Origin of the sequence: Ruegeria sp. HKCCA5491, from assembly GCF_013034565.1 — a bacterium.
Classification (GTDB): Bacteria; Pseudomonadota; Alphaproteobacteria; order Rhodobacterales; family Rhodobacteraceae; genus Ruegeria.
This window is the reverse complement of record NZ_WQGG01000004.1, coordinates 26,188-42,381: the sequence shown is the minus strand read 5'-3', so window position 1 is coordinate 42,381 and position 16,194 is coordinate 26,188. Positions and strand designations below refer to the sequence as shown.

The window sequence follows — 16,194 nt, the reverse complement described above, 5'->3', positions numbered from 1 at the left end:
TCCTCATTCGCCAATGGGTCGCGGCCAAAGCCGGGGAAAGAACGCACCGTCTAGCCGATCACCTTCGCGATACCCCGCCGCTTCGAATTGCGCGCGTTCCTCCTTGGCCCAGTCCCCTCGATACCGAATGAGCCCGTCCGGGGCCGTCATCCGCAGCGTAAAACGCCGCACCGTTTCGGTCGGCGTGACGGAGGAAAGCCCCCCGTGCAGGGTTCGCATATCGAAAAAAATACAATCCCCCAGCTCCATATCCCATTGCAGCAGGTCAAAGGCATCGGGATTTGCATTGACGTCTGGCGGAGGGTGGTAGGTGAGACCGGCCACCTCGGTCGGTTCATAACTGGGATGCCCATCCGCGAAACGCACCCGCATGAATAGCTTGTCCCACAAATGCGATCCTTTCACGAATGCGATGCCATTCTGCTTGCTCACTGGCTCCAAAGGAAGCCACAGGACACACATCGTTCCCTCGAAATCGAAATAGGACAGGTCCTGATGAAATGGAGGGCGAGACATCGACCCGGCCTCACGTAGAAACCAGTTATCCATGACCAGATTGATCGAGGGCGCGCCCAACAACTGCGCCGCAAGCGGGGCACAGGGTGAGTTGAGTACGAAATCCGTAAATTGTGGGATTTTGTTCCACGCCCAAAAATCTTCGAAGTAACCCGGCGCATCCGGGTCTTTCGTGTGGCGGGTAAAATTTCCTGTAGGGGTCGTCAGGTCAGCGTCGATCCCATCGCGCAATGTCTGCAGCCAAGACGCAGAGAATTTTGAGCGTAAGACGACTGCTCCGTCCCGCTGGAACGCAGCAACTTCTGCGGCTGAAACGTGCTCGGACTGGGTCATGGGCGAGGGCCTTCCGACAGGAGGGGCGAGTACAAAGGATCGCACCCGGCGGGCGGGCCGTCAAAGCAATTCACAATTCCCTCTGTTGGCTCGAAATATCGTTCGTTCGTGCTACTCTGTCATGGCGATAGCGCCCGGCTGAACGCGGGCACACGAAATGGCTTTGAAAGCGAGGGGCCCATGACCCGTGTTTCAATCACTCGACGCTCTTTGATTGCTGCAGGCGGAGCTGTCCTTGCATCCGGTCTGCTGTTGCCCGCCCGCGCCAATGGCCTTGCAGCCACCCCGTCAATGCGGGGAGGGGCCAACAATTATCGGCCTGGTGCTCCGATCGTGCAGCGCATTGGCGGCGGCGGGTTCTGGATGACCGGAACAGTCCGGCGCGCGGGAGACGGTGCCCCCCTGCCCGGTCAACGTATTCAGATCTGGGCTCATACGACCGAAGGGCATGAACGCGACCCCCACAGCCACGGCGCGACCTTGACGGATGAAAAAGGAGAGTTCCGGCTGGAAATGCCTCAGATCGTACCCGCCTTTGGTCAGCCGCATGGCCACCTGGCCTATGATAACGGTGAATTCGAAACCGTGTTCCTGCGTCCGGTCATGGCAAGCGCAAGGGACAAGACCTTGGCCGCTCACTTTGTATTGCAACCCGCCTGAGACGTGACGCGAACCGTTGAAGCCTGGGCCGCGCTAACGGTCGTCTTGCTGGTTCCCATCCTTGCGGCCGCAACCAGCCCCTACCTGGCGTGGCGAAGCCCCTTCTACATCGCGGCTGGGTTTGCCGGGATTATCAGCCTGAGTTTGCTATTGCTTCAACCCTTGCTGGCAGGTCGTTGGCTGCCTGGGCTGTCTTCCATGCAAAGCCGTCTATGGCACCGCAGATGCGGCCTTGCCCTGGTGGGTGCCCTTGTCATTCACGTAGCCGGATTGTGGATCACCAGCCCCCCTGACATGTTGGATGCCCTGCTGTTTGTATCACCCACCCCGTTTTCAGCGTGGGGCGTCGCTGCAATGTGGGCTGCTTTCGCCGCAGCCTTTCTGGGTTTGCTGCGGCAGCGCATTCATCTTCGGTTTCGCGTCTGGAGACTTGGGCACGCGGGGCTGGCTTTCATCACGATCGTCGGCAGCGTTGTTCATGCCATGCTGATCGAAGGCACGATGGAAGTTATGTCCAAAACCGCACTTTGCATTCTGATCTTAGTGGCGAGCGTCCGGACGCTCGCCAAACTTCGAGTGTGGGATATACGCAGGCGCTAGACGCCCAGGCACCAGCGCATGATCGCCTTTTGCGCGTGCAGACGATTTTCCGCCTCATCAAAGATAACCGAGTTCGGACCGTCCATGACCTCGGATGTCGCCTCTTCCTCGCGGTGTGCTGGCAGGCAGTGCATGAACAGCGCATCTGGCTTGGCATGCGACATCAACTCTTCATTGACCTGATAAGGTCGCAGCAGGTTGTGACGCCGTTCCTTGGCCGATTGGGAATCGTGCATAGAGACCCATGTATCGGCAACGACAAGGTCCGCGCCTTCGACCGCTTTGAATGGATCGCGTTCGACCACGATTTGCGATCCCTTTTGGCGGGCGAACCCCATGAACTCTTCCTCCGGGTCGAACTGCGCGGGGCCGGTGAAGGTCAGGTTAAAACCAAACTGACCAGCCGCGTGCAGGAACGAAGCGCACACGTTGTTGCCATCGCCGGTCCAGACCACTTTTTTACCCGCGATGGGGCCACGGTGTTCTTCGAAAGTCAGGACATCGGCCATGATCTGACAGGGATGGGTGCGGTCGGTCAGGCCGTTGATCACAGGCACGTCCGAGTATTCGGCCATCTCGGTCAGGATCGTTTCATCGAACGTCCGGATCATGATCAAGTCGACATAGCGCGACAGGACGCGGGCGGTATCGGCGATCGTCTCGCCATGGCCAAGCTGCATGTCCTTGCCGGACAGCAGCATGGTTTCACCGCCCATCTGACGCACGCCAACGTCAAAAGAAACCCGTGTTCTGGTGGATGGTTTCTCAAAGATCAGCGCAACCATGCGACCTGCAAGCGGTTGGTCGTCATCATGGGCGGCTTTAGGCCGCCCGAGGCGGGCCTGTTTCATCGCTCCGGCCTGGTCAATCATCTTCCGCAGGTCAGCGGCTTCAGTTTTGTGAATATCAAGGAAGTGGTTCATATCTTGTCGCTTTTGGTTGGCGGCGGGTGGGGGCCAGCCCCCACACCCCCGAAGTATTTCGGAACAGAAGAAAAGTCAGGCGGTGGTCAGATTGGCGTGAACCTGTTGCGCGGCTTTCTCGAGGCGGATAACGGCCTGCGCGATGTCGTCCTCGGTCAGGGTCAGCGGCGGCAGCAGGCGGATCACATTATCGGCGGCTGGGACGGTGATGACCTCGTTGTCATAGCCCGCATTCACCACGTCGATATTGGTCGGTTTGCATTTCAGACCCAACATCAGGCCGGCTCCACGCACCTCTTCGAACACGTCGGGGTGGTCTGCAATCAGACCTTCGAGCTTTTGCCGCAAAAGGCCTGCCTTTCGGTTGACGCCTTCCAGAAACGCGGGTGTGGCCACCTGGTCGATCACGGCGCAGCCCACCGCACAGCCCAGCGGGTTGCCCCCATAGGTCGAGCCGTGTGTTCCCGCAGTCATACCGCTGGCCGCGCTTTCGGTTGCCAGAACTGCGCCAAGGGGAAATCCGCCGCCGATGCCCTTGGCGACCATCATGATGTCCGGGGTGATCCCGGCCCATTCATGCGCGAACAGTTTCCCGGTACGGCCAACACCGCACTGGACCTCGTCAAGGATCAAAAGAAGGCCGTTGTCGTCGCAAATTTGGCGCAGCGCCTTTAGCTCGGCGTCGGGAACCGGGCGAATTCCGCCCTCGCCCTGAACCGGTTCAATCAGGATCGCGGCGGTTTTGTCGGTGATGGCATTTGTAACGCCGTCGAGATCGCCAAAGGTGACATGCACGAAACCGGGAAGCAGCGGGCCGAACCCCTTGGTCATCTTCTCGGATCCTGCGGCAGCAATGCCGGCCGAGGACCGACCGTGGAACGAACCATCAAACGTTATGATCTCGACCCGCTCTGGCTGATCCTTGTCATAGAAGTACTTGCGCGCCATTTTCACGGCCAGTTCGCAGGATTCGGTGCCGGAATTGGTGAAAAATACTGTGTCGGCAAAGGTATGCTCGACCAGTTTGTCGGCCAGCGCCTGCTGCTGCGGGATGTGATAGAGGTTCGAGACATGCCACAGCGCATGCGCCTGTTCGGTCAACGCGTTCACCAACGCCGGATGTGCGTGGCCCAGCGCATTTACCGCTATACCTGCGCCCAGATCCAGAAAACGTCGGCCATCTGCCTCGGTCAGCCAAGCACCTTCGCCTTTCACAAAGGTCAGGGGTGCACGGTTATAGGTCGGCAGAACGGACGGGATCATAGGATCATCCTTTTCGATAAATTGAGCCTCGTGAGTGATACACGAAGGCCATGTTAGTCAACTGATTTGGTGGGAAGTGCGCGGATTCTCAGCGCACACAGGATCAAACGGGCCGATTACGCGGCGATGCGTCGGCGTCGGAGTCGCAGGATATATGCGTGTTTGATCATGGTGGCTCGTATAGCCGTACTCCACTCATCTGAAAACCCCGAATTGCCCGGGACAGTCTGATTTCCTTAACGAGCCGTACAATTGCCGCTTGCCATTTGCCCCGCGCTAGCGCACCGGTGGCTTATGACACCCACGCGCCAGAACCCGCCGCTTGCGGCCCTATTGATTGTTGCGGCAAGCGCCCTTCTTGCCGGAACCACCCTGCTGGCCAAGGCGTTGGGAACAGATGTGCTGGGCCCGGCTCTGCACCCGTTGCAGATCAGCCATGGCCGTTTTCTGTTCGCTTTTCTGGTGATCATTGGCGCAGTGGCCGTTCTTCGCCCCCGCCTTACCCGTCCGCATTGGGGGCTTCATTTGGGAAGAACCAGCTTTGGTTGGCTAGGAATCACTTTGATGTTCGCCTCGGTCGCATTCATCCCGATTGCCGACGCAACCGCGATTTCCTTTCTGAATCCGGTCTTTGCCATGGTTTTGGCCATCCCCTTGCTGAAAGAAGGTGTTGGCCCCTGGCGATGGCTGGCCGCAGCGGTCGCGCTGGCTGGGGCGCTGATCCTATTACGTCCAACGCCTGAAAGCTTCCAGCCTGCGGCGCTTTTGGCTCTGACTGCCGCCGCCGTGATCGGAATGGAGCTGATCTTTATCAAGAAACTCGCTGGCCGCGAAATTCCGATTCAGATCCTTTTGATCAATAATGCAATGGGGCTGACCATCGCCTCGGTCGCGGTGAGTTTTGTGTATCAATGGCCCACGCCCCAGCAATGGGCGGCTTTGGCTGGGATCGGCCTGCTGATGGCCTGCGCGCAGGCGTGCTTTGTAAACGGGATGGCGCGCGCTGATGCGTCTTTTGTGGCACCCATCAGCTATGCCATGTTGGTCTTTGCCGCGCTTTACGATTTTGCCATATTCGGCGTGATCCCGGATGGAATCAGCATGATCGGCTCTGCGATCATCTTGACCGGGGGGCTGATTCTGGTCTGGCGCGAAGCCCGACACCGTCACACAGCAGCTGATTCGAGAACCGCTTGTAACTCGGCACACAGTGATTAAAATAGGGACCGAGACGAATTCCCAAGGCGGCCCGAATCCGGGGCCGCTTTCCGCTTTTGAAAGGCAAATGATGTCCTGGACTGACGAGCGTGTAGAGCTGCTGAAAAAGATGTGGGGCGAGGGCCAGTCGGCCAGCCAGATCGCCAAGGAACTGGGCGGTGTGACCCGCAACGCGGTGATCGGCAAGGTGCACCGTCTGGGCCTGTCGAACCGCGCAACTGGCGCGACCCCAGCCAAGGCCGAGCCCAAGGAAAAACCGGCACCAGCACCAAAGGCCGAGGCCAAGCCCAAACCCGCGCCCAAAACTGAACCTGCGCGTCCTGCGCCTGCTCCGGCGACCGAGGCGAAGCCTGCCGTGCCCGCCCGCCGTCAGATCATCCCGGCCGGTCAGCCCCTGCCGCCGCAACCCTCGGCCAATGAGATCAGCCCCGAGGCGCTCGCCAAGGTCAACGAGGTCGAGAAGAAGGCCAAGAAGCTGACGTTGATGGAGCTGACCGAGAAAACTTGCAAATGGCCCGTCGGAGACCCCGCGACCGAGGATTTCTGGTTCTGCGGCCTGCCGGTTGAGGCAGGCAAGCCCTATTGCGAAGCGCATGTGGGCGTGGCGTTCCAACCAATGAGCTCGCGCCGGGATCGGCGGCGGTAATTGAGAACCTAAACCCAAGTCTCCATTGTGGAATGCGAAAGGGGCGCAGGCGTTTCGCCACGCCTCTTACCGGAAGTGTTGCATAGTAAAAAACAATGCAAGGCGTAACTAGCTCTGACTAAGAAAACACCTTCACTGAAAGCTGCGAAGGTGTATTAGGTCGGAGTGTCGGCTGTGCGGACAAAGCGCCAATTCGCAGTTTTTGCGCCAATGGCAGCTTTCGGTTTGCGGCTGATTGACTCATGCACCCCGTTTCAGCACGCTTTCTATACTTTGTTCGGGGTACCAGAATGACCAATATAATTGTCCGGCTTGCAAGCTGCGAAGACGATATTGAGGCGGCACGTATGCTGTGCCGAGAATGGTTGAAGTGGCACTGGGAAAACTACCCCTCCGATTGGCCTAGGGGTGACGATCATCCAATGGACCCAAAAAGCTTCGAGGCAATATTGAAGGAACTACCCGCTCTGCACGAGCGACCATTGGGCGGAATTATCGTTGCATCGGTGGATGGCAAACCGATGGGGTGCGTCATGTACAGTGAAGCCCGTCCCGGCACCGCCGAGTTCAATCGAATGTTTGTAAGTCAGGCAGGGCGCGGCCTCGGACTTGGCCGCAGACTGCTGAACGAAATGTTCGAGCAGTTGGCAGCAGACGGGTACAGTCACGTCTTCTTCTCTTCAGCTACGTTTCTGACACAAGCCCGGGCGATGTATGAGGACGCTGGCTTTGTTCCCATGCCGCAACCAGAAAGCTTCCCGGATAAGTGGCAAGACAAGGTCTACTTCATGGAGCGTTCGCTCGCCTAGCCGCGCAAGGTTTGCGACTTTTCCTGTGTCCATGTCGTGCAGAGCGGGCTTTCGCCCGTCGCGCAGCATCTTTCAAAATGGGTTCGACTTGACATTGAGCCGTCAGTGATCTTGTAACCTCTGGCCCACCTTCAGCCTTTCACTGCGCCGGATGTGACGGCAAATCCGGCATCGGCACCCAGCCGGGTAGTTCATCCGGCGACACAGAGACATGCAGACGCTCGGACCGGTCCCGCCCAACTTTGCGATGCTTGCGCAGCAGGAAAATCTTGCCCCAGCCGCGCCATGTTCCCACCGAGCGCGCTTGGGTGTCGGTCGGGAACCGCTCACGCCAACCTTCGGGCAGGGGCAAACCGTGCATCTCGGCCTTGTCCAGCATCCAGATGAGGGAAATGTTGCTGAGGGGTCTGGCCTCTTCGAACCCGTTCAACTGGCCCCCGACATCGCCGTGGGTACCTCGGAACCAGACCTGCTCGACGTGGCCTTTGAACTCGGGGGTACATTTCCACAATACCGGTTCGAACACTTCGCGCGTCTCGTCCAGCGCCATGGCATGATAGCCGTGGCGGGTGGCGGGGCCAAGCTGGTGGTTGTGGAAAGCATGGCGTTCCTCGGCCCAGCGCCACAGCAGCGGCAGGCGCAGGCCCAGCGCTTTCACCGTGTCCCAAACGCCGACCATCTCAATTGCCACATCCTCGTGACAGAACTGTTTGCGGAATGCGCCTGCAGCGGCACCATTGGCGTTGCACTCATAATGGCGGTACGCCTGCTTGATATTCCGCTCGGTCGCGTGTTCGGCCTTGAGCAGCCCGATCAGGTCGATCACCCCGGCAAGGCTGCGCACCCCGTAAGCCCCGCGTGAATAGCCGATGAAATAGATACGGTCGCCGGGCTTGTAGCGCGACGCCAGATAGCCATAAGCGCGCCTGATCTGGCGGTTGATCCCCCGCCCCATCATCACGTCCAGCGAGGACTTCCAGCTCTCCCACTGCACGCCGGATTCATAGAAAACCGAGACCTTGCTGCCCATCTCACAGCACAGGCGCAAAGTCTGGCCTGCATGGGTCTCCCGGCCCGGTTCCAGCGTCGACATTGTGCCGTCGAGGATAATCACATGGCTGATCGGTTCGCGGTGGCGTGACTCGGCCGAGTGCTCGGACCGCAGAGGCCGTCCGAGCCATCCTAGTACCTTTCTACTCAGCCGCGACAGAACCATGCGTCAGCAACTCCCATACTTTGTGAGGTGTAAAAGGCATATCCGCCTGCCGCACCCCGTAATCCCAGAGCGCATCCTGAACCGCATTTGCCACAGCGGCCAGCGCGCCCACGGTGCCGGCCTCACCGCATCCCTTCATCCCCATCGGGTTTGAAGTTGACGGGACCGGCACCGACGTAAACTTAATCATGGGTATCTCGGCGGCGCGCGGCAAGGCATAGTCCATCAACGAAGCCGTGAGCAGTTGCCCCTGCGCATCATGCACAACACGCTCGGTCAGCGCCTGCCCAATGCCCTGGACGACGCCACCATGCACTTGCCCTTCGGCCAGCATCGGGTTGATAAGGTTACCAAAATCATCGACCACTGTATAGCGGTCAACCCAGGTTTCTCCGGTGTAAGAATCAATAACGATTTCGGCAACATGTGCGCCATTGGGATAGCTGCGCGCATCTAGGTTGGCCCGTGCCTGATGTCGCAACAGATCGGTACGGCCATCGGTGCGGGCCATGTCAGCGGCCTCGGTCAGGGTTGGTGTCAGGTTCGACCCTGATGCGCGGAATGTTTCGTGGTCGAAGCTGATATCGCTTTCCTCGACCCCCATCTTATCCGCCAGATACGGCGTGAACGCGGCAAGCATGACGTCGATTGTCGCCAGCGTTGCCGTACTTTGCACCGTAACGGACCGAGACCCCCCGGTGCCGCCCCCATGTGGCAGTTGATCGCTGTCACCCTGCACTACATTGATCCGGTCTACCGGAATCCCGGTCTGATCCGACAGGAAATGGGCATAAACCGTCTCATGCCCCTGCCCATTCGATTGGGTGCCGACATAGAGGTTCACGGTGCCATCCTCGCAGAACTCAACTTTCGCGTTCTCGGAAGGGTCCCCCAGAATACTTTCGATATAGTAACAAAGACCCTGCCCCCGGATCAGGCCGCGTTCGGCATCGGTCGCCTTGCGCGCGTTGAACCCCGCAGTTTGGCTAGCTGTGCGTGACAGGATCATATTGAAATCACCGACATCGTAAGTCTCGCCGGTCGCAGTTCTGTATGGAAATGCCTCGGGGCGGATGAAATTCTTGCGGCGCAACTCCCAGGGATCGATGCCCAATTCACGCGCGGCGCGGTCCATGACACGTTCAAGGACATAGATCGCCTCGGGTCGTCCGGCCCCGCGATAGGCATCGACCTGCGTGGTGTTTGTGAAGAACCCCTCGACCCGCAGATAGGTGGTCTGGACGTCATAGACCCCCATCAGCACCCGGCTGAACAGGTTGGTCTGGATCGCCTGACCGAAATGGCTGTTATACGAACCCAGATTGACCTTGCTGTGCACACGATAGGCGGTGATCCGGTGGTCGTCGTCAAATGCCAGTTCTGCAAGTGAAGTCAAATCGCGGCCATGATGATCGGCCAGCATCGCCTCGGACCGGTCCGACATCCAGTGGACGGGTTGTCCCAGCTTCATCGCGGCAACGGCGGTGCAGAAATACTCGGGGTAGGGCATTACCTTCATGCCGAACCCGCCCCCAACATCCGGGGTGGTGACGCGGATCGCCTCAGGCTCCAGCCGCAGTTTTTCGGCCAGCTGTGCACGCATCGCCCACACCCCCTGCCCGCCATAGGCAAGATGCAGGCGGCCATCGACCCAGTTGGCCTGACAGCCGCGCGGCTCAATCGAGGTTATGATGACCCGGTTGTCGGCCACATTCAGCGAAACCCTATGCGCTGCAGCCTGAAATGCGGCCTCGGTCGCCGCCTCATCGCCCAGCCCCCAGTCAAAGGCGCGATTGTCGGGAGCGTCTTGGTGTAAAACTTCCCCACCCGCATCTACGTCCAACTTTGCGGGCAATTCGTCGATCTCGGCCCAGATCATCTCGGCTGCGTCGCGGGCCTGTGACGGGGTATCGGCAATGACAACAGCGATCGGCTCGCCGACAAAGCGCACACGGTCGCTAGCCAGCATCTGACGTTCCGGCGCGGCGGCTTTCGATCCATCCCGATTGTCTAGGATTGCAGCATTCATTACGGTGTCGATCCCTTCGGCTTTCAGATCGTCCAACGTCATCACCAGACGCACCCCATCCGCCGACCGCGCCTCTTCTAGGTCCAGACTGGATATCACCCCATGCGCCACCTGAGAGCGCACGAAAACAGCATGCAGCGCACCCTCGGGCACCACATCATCCATGTAGTGCCCCTGCCCGGTCAGAAACCTCTGATCCTCGGTCCGTTTGACCGGCTGACTCTTACCGAACTTTTCCATGGAAGGCTCCTGCCGCTGCTCTACCGCGCGACACTAGCCTGCGAGGGGACGATGTCCATAGGGGGCCTTCCCCTTGGCGCATGCATTCGCTATTGCAGGCGCTGACCCAAGATTGATGACGCAGGACGCACCCCATGGCGATGGAAAAGACATTCAACGCGGCCGAGGCCGAGGCCCGTATCTATAAAACCTGGGAACAGGCCGGAGCCTTCAAGGCAGGCGCGAACAAATCGCGCGACGAAAGCTTTACCATCATGATCCCACCGCCCAACGTGACCGGCGCGCTGCACGTGGGTCATGCGTTCAACAACACGCTGCAGGACATCCTGATCCGCTGGCACCGGATGCGCGGGTTCGACACGCTGTGGCAGCCCGGTCAGGACCACGCGGGCATCGCCACACAGATGCAGGTCGAAAAGATGCTGGCCGCCACACAGCAGCCCAGCCGGACCGAGCTGGGGCGTGAAGCGTTTCTGGACAAGGTCTGGGAGTGGAAAGGCGAATATGGCGGCACGATTATCGAACAGTTGAAGCGTCTGGGGTCTTCCTGCGACTGGTCACGGAACGCCTTCACCATGGCGGGCGCACCACGCGATCCGCGCACCGGCCACGAAAACTCAGCCAACTTCCACGACGCAGTGATCAAGGTTTTCGTCGACATGTACGAAAAAGGCCTGATCTATCGCGGCAAGCGGCTGGTCAACTGGGACCCGCATTTCGAGACCGCGATCTCGGATTTGGAAGTCGAGAATATCGAAACGCCCGGCCACATGTGGCACTTCAAATACCCGCTGGCCGGGGGCGAGACCTACACCTATGTCGAAAAAGACGAGGACGGGAATGTCGTTCTGACGGAAGAGCGCGATTACATTTCCATCGCCACGACCCGCCCCGAAACCATGCTGGGCGACGGCGCTGTTGCGGTTCATCCCTCGGATGAGCGTTACTCGCCAATCGTCGGCAAACTCTGCGAAATCCCGGTTGGCCCGAAAGAGCATCGCCGTCAGATCCCGATCATCACCGATGAGTATCCGGACCCCGACTTCGGCTCGGGCGCGGTGAAGATCACTGGTGCACATGACTTCAACGACAACATGGTCGCCAAGCGTGGCGGCATCCCGATGTACCGCCTGATGGACACCAAAGGAGCGATGCGGGCCGATGGTGCACCCTACGCAGAAGAAGCGGACAAGGCGCAGGAATACGCGCGCGGCAAGGACTTCACCGAGAACGAGATCGACGCGATCAACCTGATCCCTGATCACCTGCGCGGGCTGGATCGGTTCGAGGCGCGCGCGAAGGTGGTGGAAGAAATCACAGCCGACGGACTGGCCGTCGTGACTCGCGCAGATGACCCGCGTCTGGGTGTGAAGCTGGATGAGGATGACGACCCGGCAGCGCTGGTTCCGCTGGTTGAAAGCAAGCCGATCATGCAGCCCTTCGGTGACCGCTCGAAAGTGGTCATCGAGCCGATGTTCACCGACCAGTGGTTCGTCGACGCCGAAAAGGTCGTCGGTCCCGCGTTGGATGCGGTCAAGGACGGCACGGTCAAGATCATCCCCGAGTCGGGCGAGAAGACCTATTACCACTGGTTGGAAAACATCGAGCCGTGGTGCATTTCGCGTCAACTGTGGTGGGGGCATCAGATTCCGGTTTGGTATGGGCTGGACCTGTCCGCCGAAGACTTCGTCGACGACGAGAATGGCGGAGACCTGGATCTGGTCGAATTGGGCCGTTTGCTGAACGAAGGCGGCATGCTGCACCGTGGCAATATCATGGAATGCGCTGCGAGCCTTGAAGCTGTTACCGAGAAATTCCTGGACGACAACGCAAACATTCCCAGCCCTCTGAGCCACGCTACCGTTGTCGAAGTCGCCGACAAGCAGGAAGCGATCCATCAGTTCGCGGAAAACCTTGCTCGGTACGCAGTTGAACAAGACCCGACCAAGTTGGTTTACCCGGTCTGGCGCGACCCCGACGTGCTCGACACGTGGTTCTCCTCCGGCCTCTGGCCCATCGGCACTCTGGGCTGGCCCGAGCAGACCGAGGAGCTGGAGCGCTATTTCCCCACGGACGTTCTGATCACCGGCGCGGATATTCTGTTCTTCTGGGTCGCCCGGATGATGATGATGCAACTGGCCGTGGTGAATGAAATCCCGTTCCATACCGTCTACTTGCACTCGCTCGTCCGCGACGAGAAGGGCAAGAAGATGTCCAAGACCACCGGCAACGTCATCGACCCGCTGGAGATCGTGGACGAATTCGGCGCCGACGCGCTGCGCTTTACCAATGCGTCGATGGCGGCGATTGGCGGCGTACTGAAACTGTCTCGTGAACGCATTACCGGCTATCGCAATTTCGGTACGAAACTGTGGAACGCCGTCCGGTTTGCTGAGATGAACGAGGTCTTTACCGACGCCGTCCCGCAACTGGGTGTGGCTGATCTGAAGCCCAAGGCGGCTGTCAACCGCTGGATCATCGGCGAAACCGCCCGCGTGCGGGAAGAGGTCGACGCGGCGCTGGAAAGCTATCGTTTCAACGACGCGGCCAACGGGCTTTATGCCTTTGTCTGGGGCAAGGTCTGCGACTGGTATGTAGAACTGTCGAAACCCCTGTTGCAGGGCGATGACGCCGAAGCACAGGCCGAGACCCGCGCGACTATGCGTTGGGTTCTGGACCAGTGCATGGTCCTGCTGCACCCGATCATGCCCTTCATCACCGAAGAACTGTGGGGCCTGACCGGTGACCGCACCAAGATGGTCGTCCACGCCGATTGGCCGACCTATGCCGCTGCCGACCTGATCGACGCCGATGCGGATCGTGAGATGAACTGGGTGATCTCGGTGATCGAAAACACCCGTTCCGCCCGTGCGCAGATGCGCGTTCCGGCTGGTCTATACGTGCCGATGCTGGTGACGGATATTGACGCGCATGGCCAAGCTGCTTGGGACCGCAATGAGGCGCTGATCAAACGTCTGGCGCGGATCGACAGCCTGACCAAGGCCGATGAATTGCCCAAAGGCACCATCTCGATCGCCGCCCCCGGCGCGTCCTTTGGTCTGCCGCTGGCGGATATCATCGACATCGGTGCCGAGAAGGAACGGCTGGAGAAAGCCAAAGGCAAACTGGCCAGGGAACTGGGCGGTCTGCGCGGGCGTCTGAACAACCCCAAATTCGTGGCTTCGGCCCCGGAAGAGGTTGTGGAAGAAGCCAAAGCCAACCTCGCCGCCCGCGAAGAGGAAGAAGCGAAGCTGAATGAGGCATTGGCCCGCCTGTCCGAGATCGCCTGATCCGTCTTGACGCCCCAACACTCTAACCCCGCCTTACTGGCGGGGTTTTCTTTTGCGCAACTGGGGGTTGCCGCCCCACCCTCACGCTTGGTAGCACGGTTCGAGGCAACCCCACCGAGGCCAAAATGACGCGCACAGCCCCACCGATCCAAACTGTCTCGACCGGGCTGGTTGTTGCCATCGTCGGCTTCTTCAGCTCATTTCCCATTGTCCTTCAGGGATTGACCGCGATGGGCGCGTCACCGGCCCAAGCAGCCTCGGGATTAATGATGGCGGCTATCGCCATGGGTCTGGCGGCCATAGGTCTAGGCCTGCGATATCACCAACCCATCAGCGTTGCATGGTCCACACCCGGAGCGGCCCTGCTTGCCGTGTCCGCCACGCCGGCGGCGGGCTTTTCAGAAGCCGTGGGTGCGTTTTTGTGCGCTGGCGCGTTGACAGTTCTGGCCGGGCTGTGGAAACCGCTGGGCCGCCTTGCTGCGGCGATCCCAACCACGCTGGCACAGGCTATGTTGGGCGGTGTTCTGTTGCCGCTTTGCATTCTGCCCTTCAAAGCCGCCGTTGACCTACCGTGGCAGGCCCTTCCCGTGATCCTAACATGGTTTGTCGCCGGGCGTTTCAACCGGCTGCTCGCTGTGCCCGCCGCCGTCATCGCGGCGGCCATCGTGGTCGTTCTAAATGCCAAGGGTGCATCGGTTGCGCCGGCACAGGTGGTGGCCACTCCGGTTTGGACGTGGCCCACATTTTCAGTGGCTTCCATTATCGGCATCAGTCTTCCGTTGTTCATCGTCACGATGGCCACGCAGAACATCCCCGGTATCGCCGTGATGCGCAGCTTTGGTTACCAGCCAGTCTCAAGGCGCCTGTTTTCGGCCGTGGGTGGCGCAAGCGTACTGTCGGCGACATTCGGAGCGCCAGCAACCTGCCTTGCTGCGATCACCGCAGCGATGTGTTCGAACGAAGACAGCCATCCCGATCCAAATCAACGCTATTGGTCCGCTGTGATGGCCGGTGTGTTTTATTGCGTGTTCGGCGTGTTTGCCGTCGCAATTACAGGGTTTGCCGTTCATGCCGATCCGTTGCTGATGGGCACGCTGACCGGCGTTGCCCTGATCGGCGTGATGGCCAATGCAACCTTTGCGGCGCTCGAAGTGCCTGCCGAACGCGAAGCCGCAATCCTGACCTTTGCGATCACGGCCTCGGCCATATCAGTCTTCGGGCTGGGTGCCGCAGTTTGGGGCCTTTTGGCAGGCGGCGTCGCCTATTTGATTGCAAATCGAAGCCGCTAGCCGCGCGGCCCGGCACACTGTAGAATAAAGATATGTTTGGATCGCTGGGAAAGCTCATTGAGCGTCAGATCAAAAAGGCGCAAGCCGAAGGCCAATTGCAGGGGCTTGAAGGCGAAGGCCGCCCCCTGCCCGATCGCTCTGGCGAGGAGCAAAGCGACCCGGCAACTGCCGCCGGATACAGAATAATGGCTCAGGCCGGGGTGCTGCCCGAAGAGTTCAAGATCAAGAAAGACCTGGACGCAGCGCGCCAGGACTACACCACCCTGACCGATCCGCAGGCGCGCAAACAGGCGATGGCCCGCATCGCCGATCTGGAGATGCGGTACAACATGGCACGGGATGCACGGCGCGCCTTTACGCGCTAGTTACTTGAATACAGGCTTGCGGCCCTGCATCTGGGCTGCAATCACCTCCATCTGGTCCGGTTTTCCGATCAGTTCTACCTGCTCGATGGATTCCTCCATAAGAGTTTCCGCGCGGCTATGGCTTTCGGCGAAATCTATGACCCGCTTGGCCGCGCGAATACCTGATGGGCTTTTGGACGCGATGTCCTCGGCAATCGCCGTGGCCTCGGTCAAAGGATCGTCGGAAAGCTTAGTCACAAGCCCCCAATCCGCCGCCTGCTGCGCCCCAACGGGCCGGGCGGTATAGGTCAAAAGGCGGATCACATCGCTGCTAACCAGATGCGGCAGCATATACATCGCGCCCATATCCGGGATAATGCCCCACTTCATTTCAAGCAAGGCGAGTTTACTGTCAGGGTGCGCAATACGGATATCAGCCCCCAGCGCGATCTGAAGACCGCCGCCATAGGCCACGCCTTCGATAGCGCAAATCACTGGGACCGGAACGCGGCGCCATGTCAGCGCCAGTTCCTGAAGGTCGTTGGCATCCCCATGGCTGCGGGTCATCAGCCATTCGGACGGGTTGTTATTGGCGTATTTCGCAAGGCTGGCCATATCCAGACCGGCGCAGAAATTTCCGCCCTGCCCCGACAGCACAACCGCACGCGCGTCCGAGGCGGCAACCTCCTGCCCTGCGGACAGAATTGCATTGAACATCGCATCATCCAGCGCGTTCATCTTCTCGCCGCGCGTCAAAGTGACGTGGGCAATGTGATCTTTGTATTCTACTGATACACGCGACATGTGAACTTCCCTAT

Annotated in this window: 14 protein-coding genes; 8 read left to right on the top strand and 6 right to left on the bottom strand. The window is 59.6% G+C overall.

The genetic code is table 11. The features are described 5' to 3' along the window. Window positions 1-3 precede the first annotated feature (3 nt). A complete protein-coding gene (locus tag GOV88_RS07220) occupies window positions 4-849 on the bottom strand; it encodes a phytanoyl-CoA dioxygenase family protein (RefSeq protein ID WP_171239994.1) in 846 nt (281 codons plus the stop codon). A gap of 180 nt (window positions 850-1,029) precedes the next feature. Here GOV88_RS07220 and GOV88_RS07215 point away from each other — a divergent pair, with 180 nt between their 5' ends. Then, window positions 1,030-1,509, top strand: coding sequence for a twin-arginine translocation pathway signal (locus GOV88_RS07215; protein ID WP_171125607.1), 480 nt, complete (start codon window positions 1,030-1,032; stop codon window positions 1,507-1,509). 3 nt (window positions 1,510-1,512) lie between these two features. Beyond that, window positions 1,513-2,109 (top strand): ferric reductase-like transmembrane domain-containing protein, encoded by a 597-nt coding sequence (locus GOV88_RS07210; RefSeq protein WP_171239993.1) that lies wholly within the window; start codon window positions 1,513-1,515, stop codon window positions 2,107-2,109. Here GOV88_RS07210 and argF read toward each other — a convergent pair. Beyond that, window positions 2,106-3,032, bottom strand: coding sequence for an ornithine carbamoyltransferase (gene argF / locus GOV88_RS07205; protein WP_171239992.1), 927 nt, complete (start codon window positions 3,030-3,032; stop codon window positions 2,106-2,108). The genes GOV88_RS07210 and argF overlap by 4 nt on opposite strands. 75 nt (window positions 3,033-3,107) lie before the next feature. Continuing rightward, complete coding sequence (locus GOV88_RS07200) at window positions 3,108-4,295, bottom strand: aspartate aminotransferase family protein (RefSeq protein WP_171239991.1); 1,188 nt, start codon at window positions 4,293-4,295, stop codon at window positions 3,108-3,110. Between the two features lie 294 nt (window positions 4,296-4,589). Between GOV88_RS07200 and GOV88_RS07195 the strand changes: the two genes are divergently transcribed. From GOV88_RS07195 to GOV88_RS07185, 3 genes are all read left to right on the top strand, one after another. Next, window positions 4,590-5,513, top strand: coding sequence for a DMT family transporter (locus GOV88_RS07195; protein ID WP_171239990.1), 924 nt, complete (start codon window positions 4,590-4,592; stop codon window positions 5,511-5,513). Between the two features lie 70 nt (window positions 5,514-5,583). Beyond that, a complete protein-coding gene (locus GOV88_RS07190) occupies window positions 5,584-6,159 on the top strand; it encodes a GcrA family cell cycle regulator (protein ID WP_171125618.1) in 576 nt (191 codons plus the stop codon). A gap of 290 nt (window positions 6,160-6,449) precedes the next feature. Then, on the top strand, window positions 6,450-6,968 hold the full coding sequence (locus GOV88_RS07185) for a GNAT family N-acetyltransferase (RefSeq protein ID WP_171210909.1): 519 nt from the start codon (window positions 6,450-6,452) through the stop codon (window positions 6,966-6,968). Window positions 6,969-7,107: 139 nt separating this feature from the next. Here the strand turns inward: GOV88_RS07185 and GOV88_RS07180 are convergent, their stop codons facing one another. Beyond that, window positions 7,108-8,184, bottom strand: a complete 1,077-nt coding sequence (locus GOV88_RS07180; RefSeq protein WP_171121902.1) for a DUF2235 domain-containing protein — start codon at window positions 8,182-8,184, stop codon at window positions 7,108-7,110. Continuing rightward, on the bottom strand, window positions 8,162-10,453 hold the full coding sequence (locus tag GOV88_RS07175; RefSeq protein ID WP_171239989.1) for a xanthine dehydrogenase family protein molybdopterin-binding subunit: 2,292 nt from the start codon (window positions 10,451-10,453) through the stop codon (window positions 8,162-8,164). Before GOV88_RS07175 ends, GOV88_RS07180 begins: the two co-directional genes overlap by 23 nt. A 134-nt stretch (window positions 10,454-10,587) precedes the next feature. Here GOV88_RS07175 and GOV88_RS07170 point away from each other — a divergent pair, with 134 nt between their 5' ends. The 3 genes from GOV88_RS07170 (at window position 10,588) to GOV88_RS07160 (ending at window position 15,397) form a co-directional block, all read left to right on the top strand. Continuing rightward, the gene (locus GOV88_RS07170; RefSeq protein ID WP_171239988.1) at window positions 10,588-13,743 is read left to right on the top strand and encodes a valine--tRNA ligase; all 3,156 of its coding nucleotides are present in this window, start codon (window positions 10,588-10,590) and stop codon (window positions 13,741-13,743) included. A 125-nt stretch (window positions 13,744-13,868) separates the two neighbouring features. Next, window positions 13,869-15,032, top strand: coding sequence for a benzoate/H(+) symporter BenE family transporter (locus GOV88_RS07165; RefSeq protein ID WP_171239987.1), 1,164 nt, complete (start codon window positions 13,869-13,871; stop codon window positions 15,030-15,032). A gap of 32 nt (window positions 15,033-15,064) precedes the next feature. Then, entirely contained in the window at window positions 15,065-15,397 is a 333-nt protein-coding gene (locus tag GOV88_RS07160; RefSeq protein ID WP_171121898.1) for a DUF1992 domain-containing protein, read from the top strand. Here GOV88_RS07160 and GOV88_RS07155 read toward each other — a convergent pair whose 3' ends face one another. Next, window positions 15,398-16,180, bottom strand: a complete 783-nt coding sequence (locus tag GOV88_RS07155; RefSeq protein WP_171239986.1) for a crotonase/enoyl-CoA hydratase family protein — start codon at window positions 16,178-16,180, stop codon at window positions 15,398-15,400. It abuts the gene before it with no gap. Window positions 16,181-16,194: the final 14 nt, after the last annotated feature.

Excerpts from the sequence above, each read along its gene's own strand:
- GOV88_RS07160 (WP_171121898.1), top strand. The coding sequence starts at position 15,065 with ATGTTTGGATCGCTGGGAAAGCTCATTGAGCGTCAGATCAAAAAGGCG.
- GOV88_RS07155 (WP_171239986.1), bottom strand. The coding sequence starts at position 16,180 with ATGTCGCGTGTATCAGTAGAATACAAAGATCACATTGCCCACGTCACT.
- GOV88_RS07190 (WP_171125618.1), top strand. The coding sequence starts at position 5,584 with ATGTCCTGGACTGACGAGCGTGTAGAGCTGCTGAAAAAGATGTGGGGC.
- GOV88_RS07200 (WP_171239991.1), bottom strand. The coding sequence starts at position 4,295 with ATGATCCCGTCCGTTCTGCCGACCTATAACCGTGCACCCCTGACCTTT.
- GOV88_RS07215 (WP_171125607.1), top strand. The coding sequence starts at position 1,030 with ATGACCCGTGTTTCAATCACTCGACGCTCTTTGATTGCTGCAGGCGGA.
- GOV88_RS07180 (WP_171121902.1), bottom strand. The coding sequence starts at position 8,184 with ATGGTTCTGTCGCGGCTGAGTAGAAAGGTACTAGGATGGCTCGGACGG.
- GOV88_RS07185 (WP_171210909.1), top strand. The coding sequence starts at position 6,450 with ATGACCAATATAATTGTCCGGCTTGCAAGCTGCGAAGACGATATTGAG.
- argF (WP_171239992.1), bottom strand. The coding sequence starts at position 3,032 with ATGAACCACTTCCTTGATATTCACAAAACTGAAGCCGCTGACCTGCGG.
- GOV88_RS07165 (WP_171239987.1), top strand. The coding sequence starts at position 13,869 with ATGACGCGCACAGCCCCACCGATCCAAACTGTCTCGACCGGGCTGGTT.
- GOV88_RS07170 (WP_171239988.1), top strand. The coding sequence starts at position 10,588 with ATGGCGATGGAAAAGACATTCAACGCGGCCGAGGCCGAGGCCCGTATC.
- GOV88_RS07195 (WP_171239990.1), top strand. The coding sequence starts at position 4,590 with ATGACACCCACGCGCCAGAACCCGCCGCTTGCGGCCCTATTGATTGTT.
- GOV88_RS07220 (WP_171239994.1), bottom strand. The coding sequence starts at position 849 with ATGACCCAGTCCGAGCACGTTTCAGCCGCAGAAGTTGCTGCGTTCCAG.
- GOV88_RS07175 (WP_171239989.1), bottom strand. The coding sequence starts at position 10,453 with ATGGAAAAGTTCGGTAAGAGTCAGCCGGTCAAACGGACCGAGGATCAG.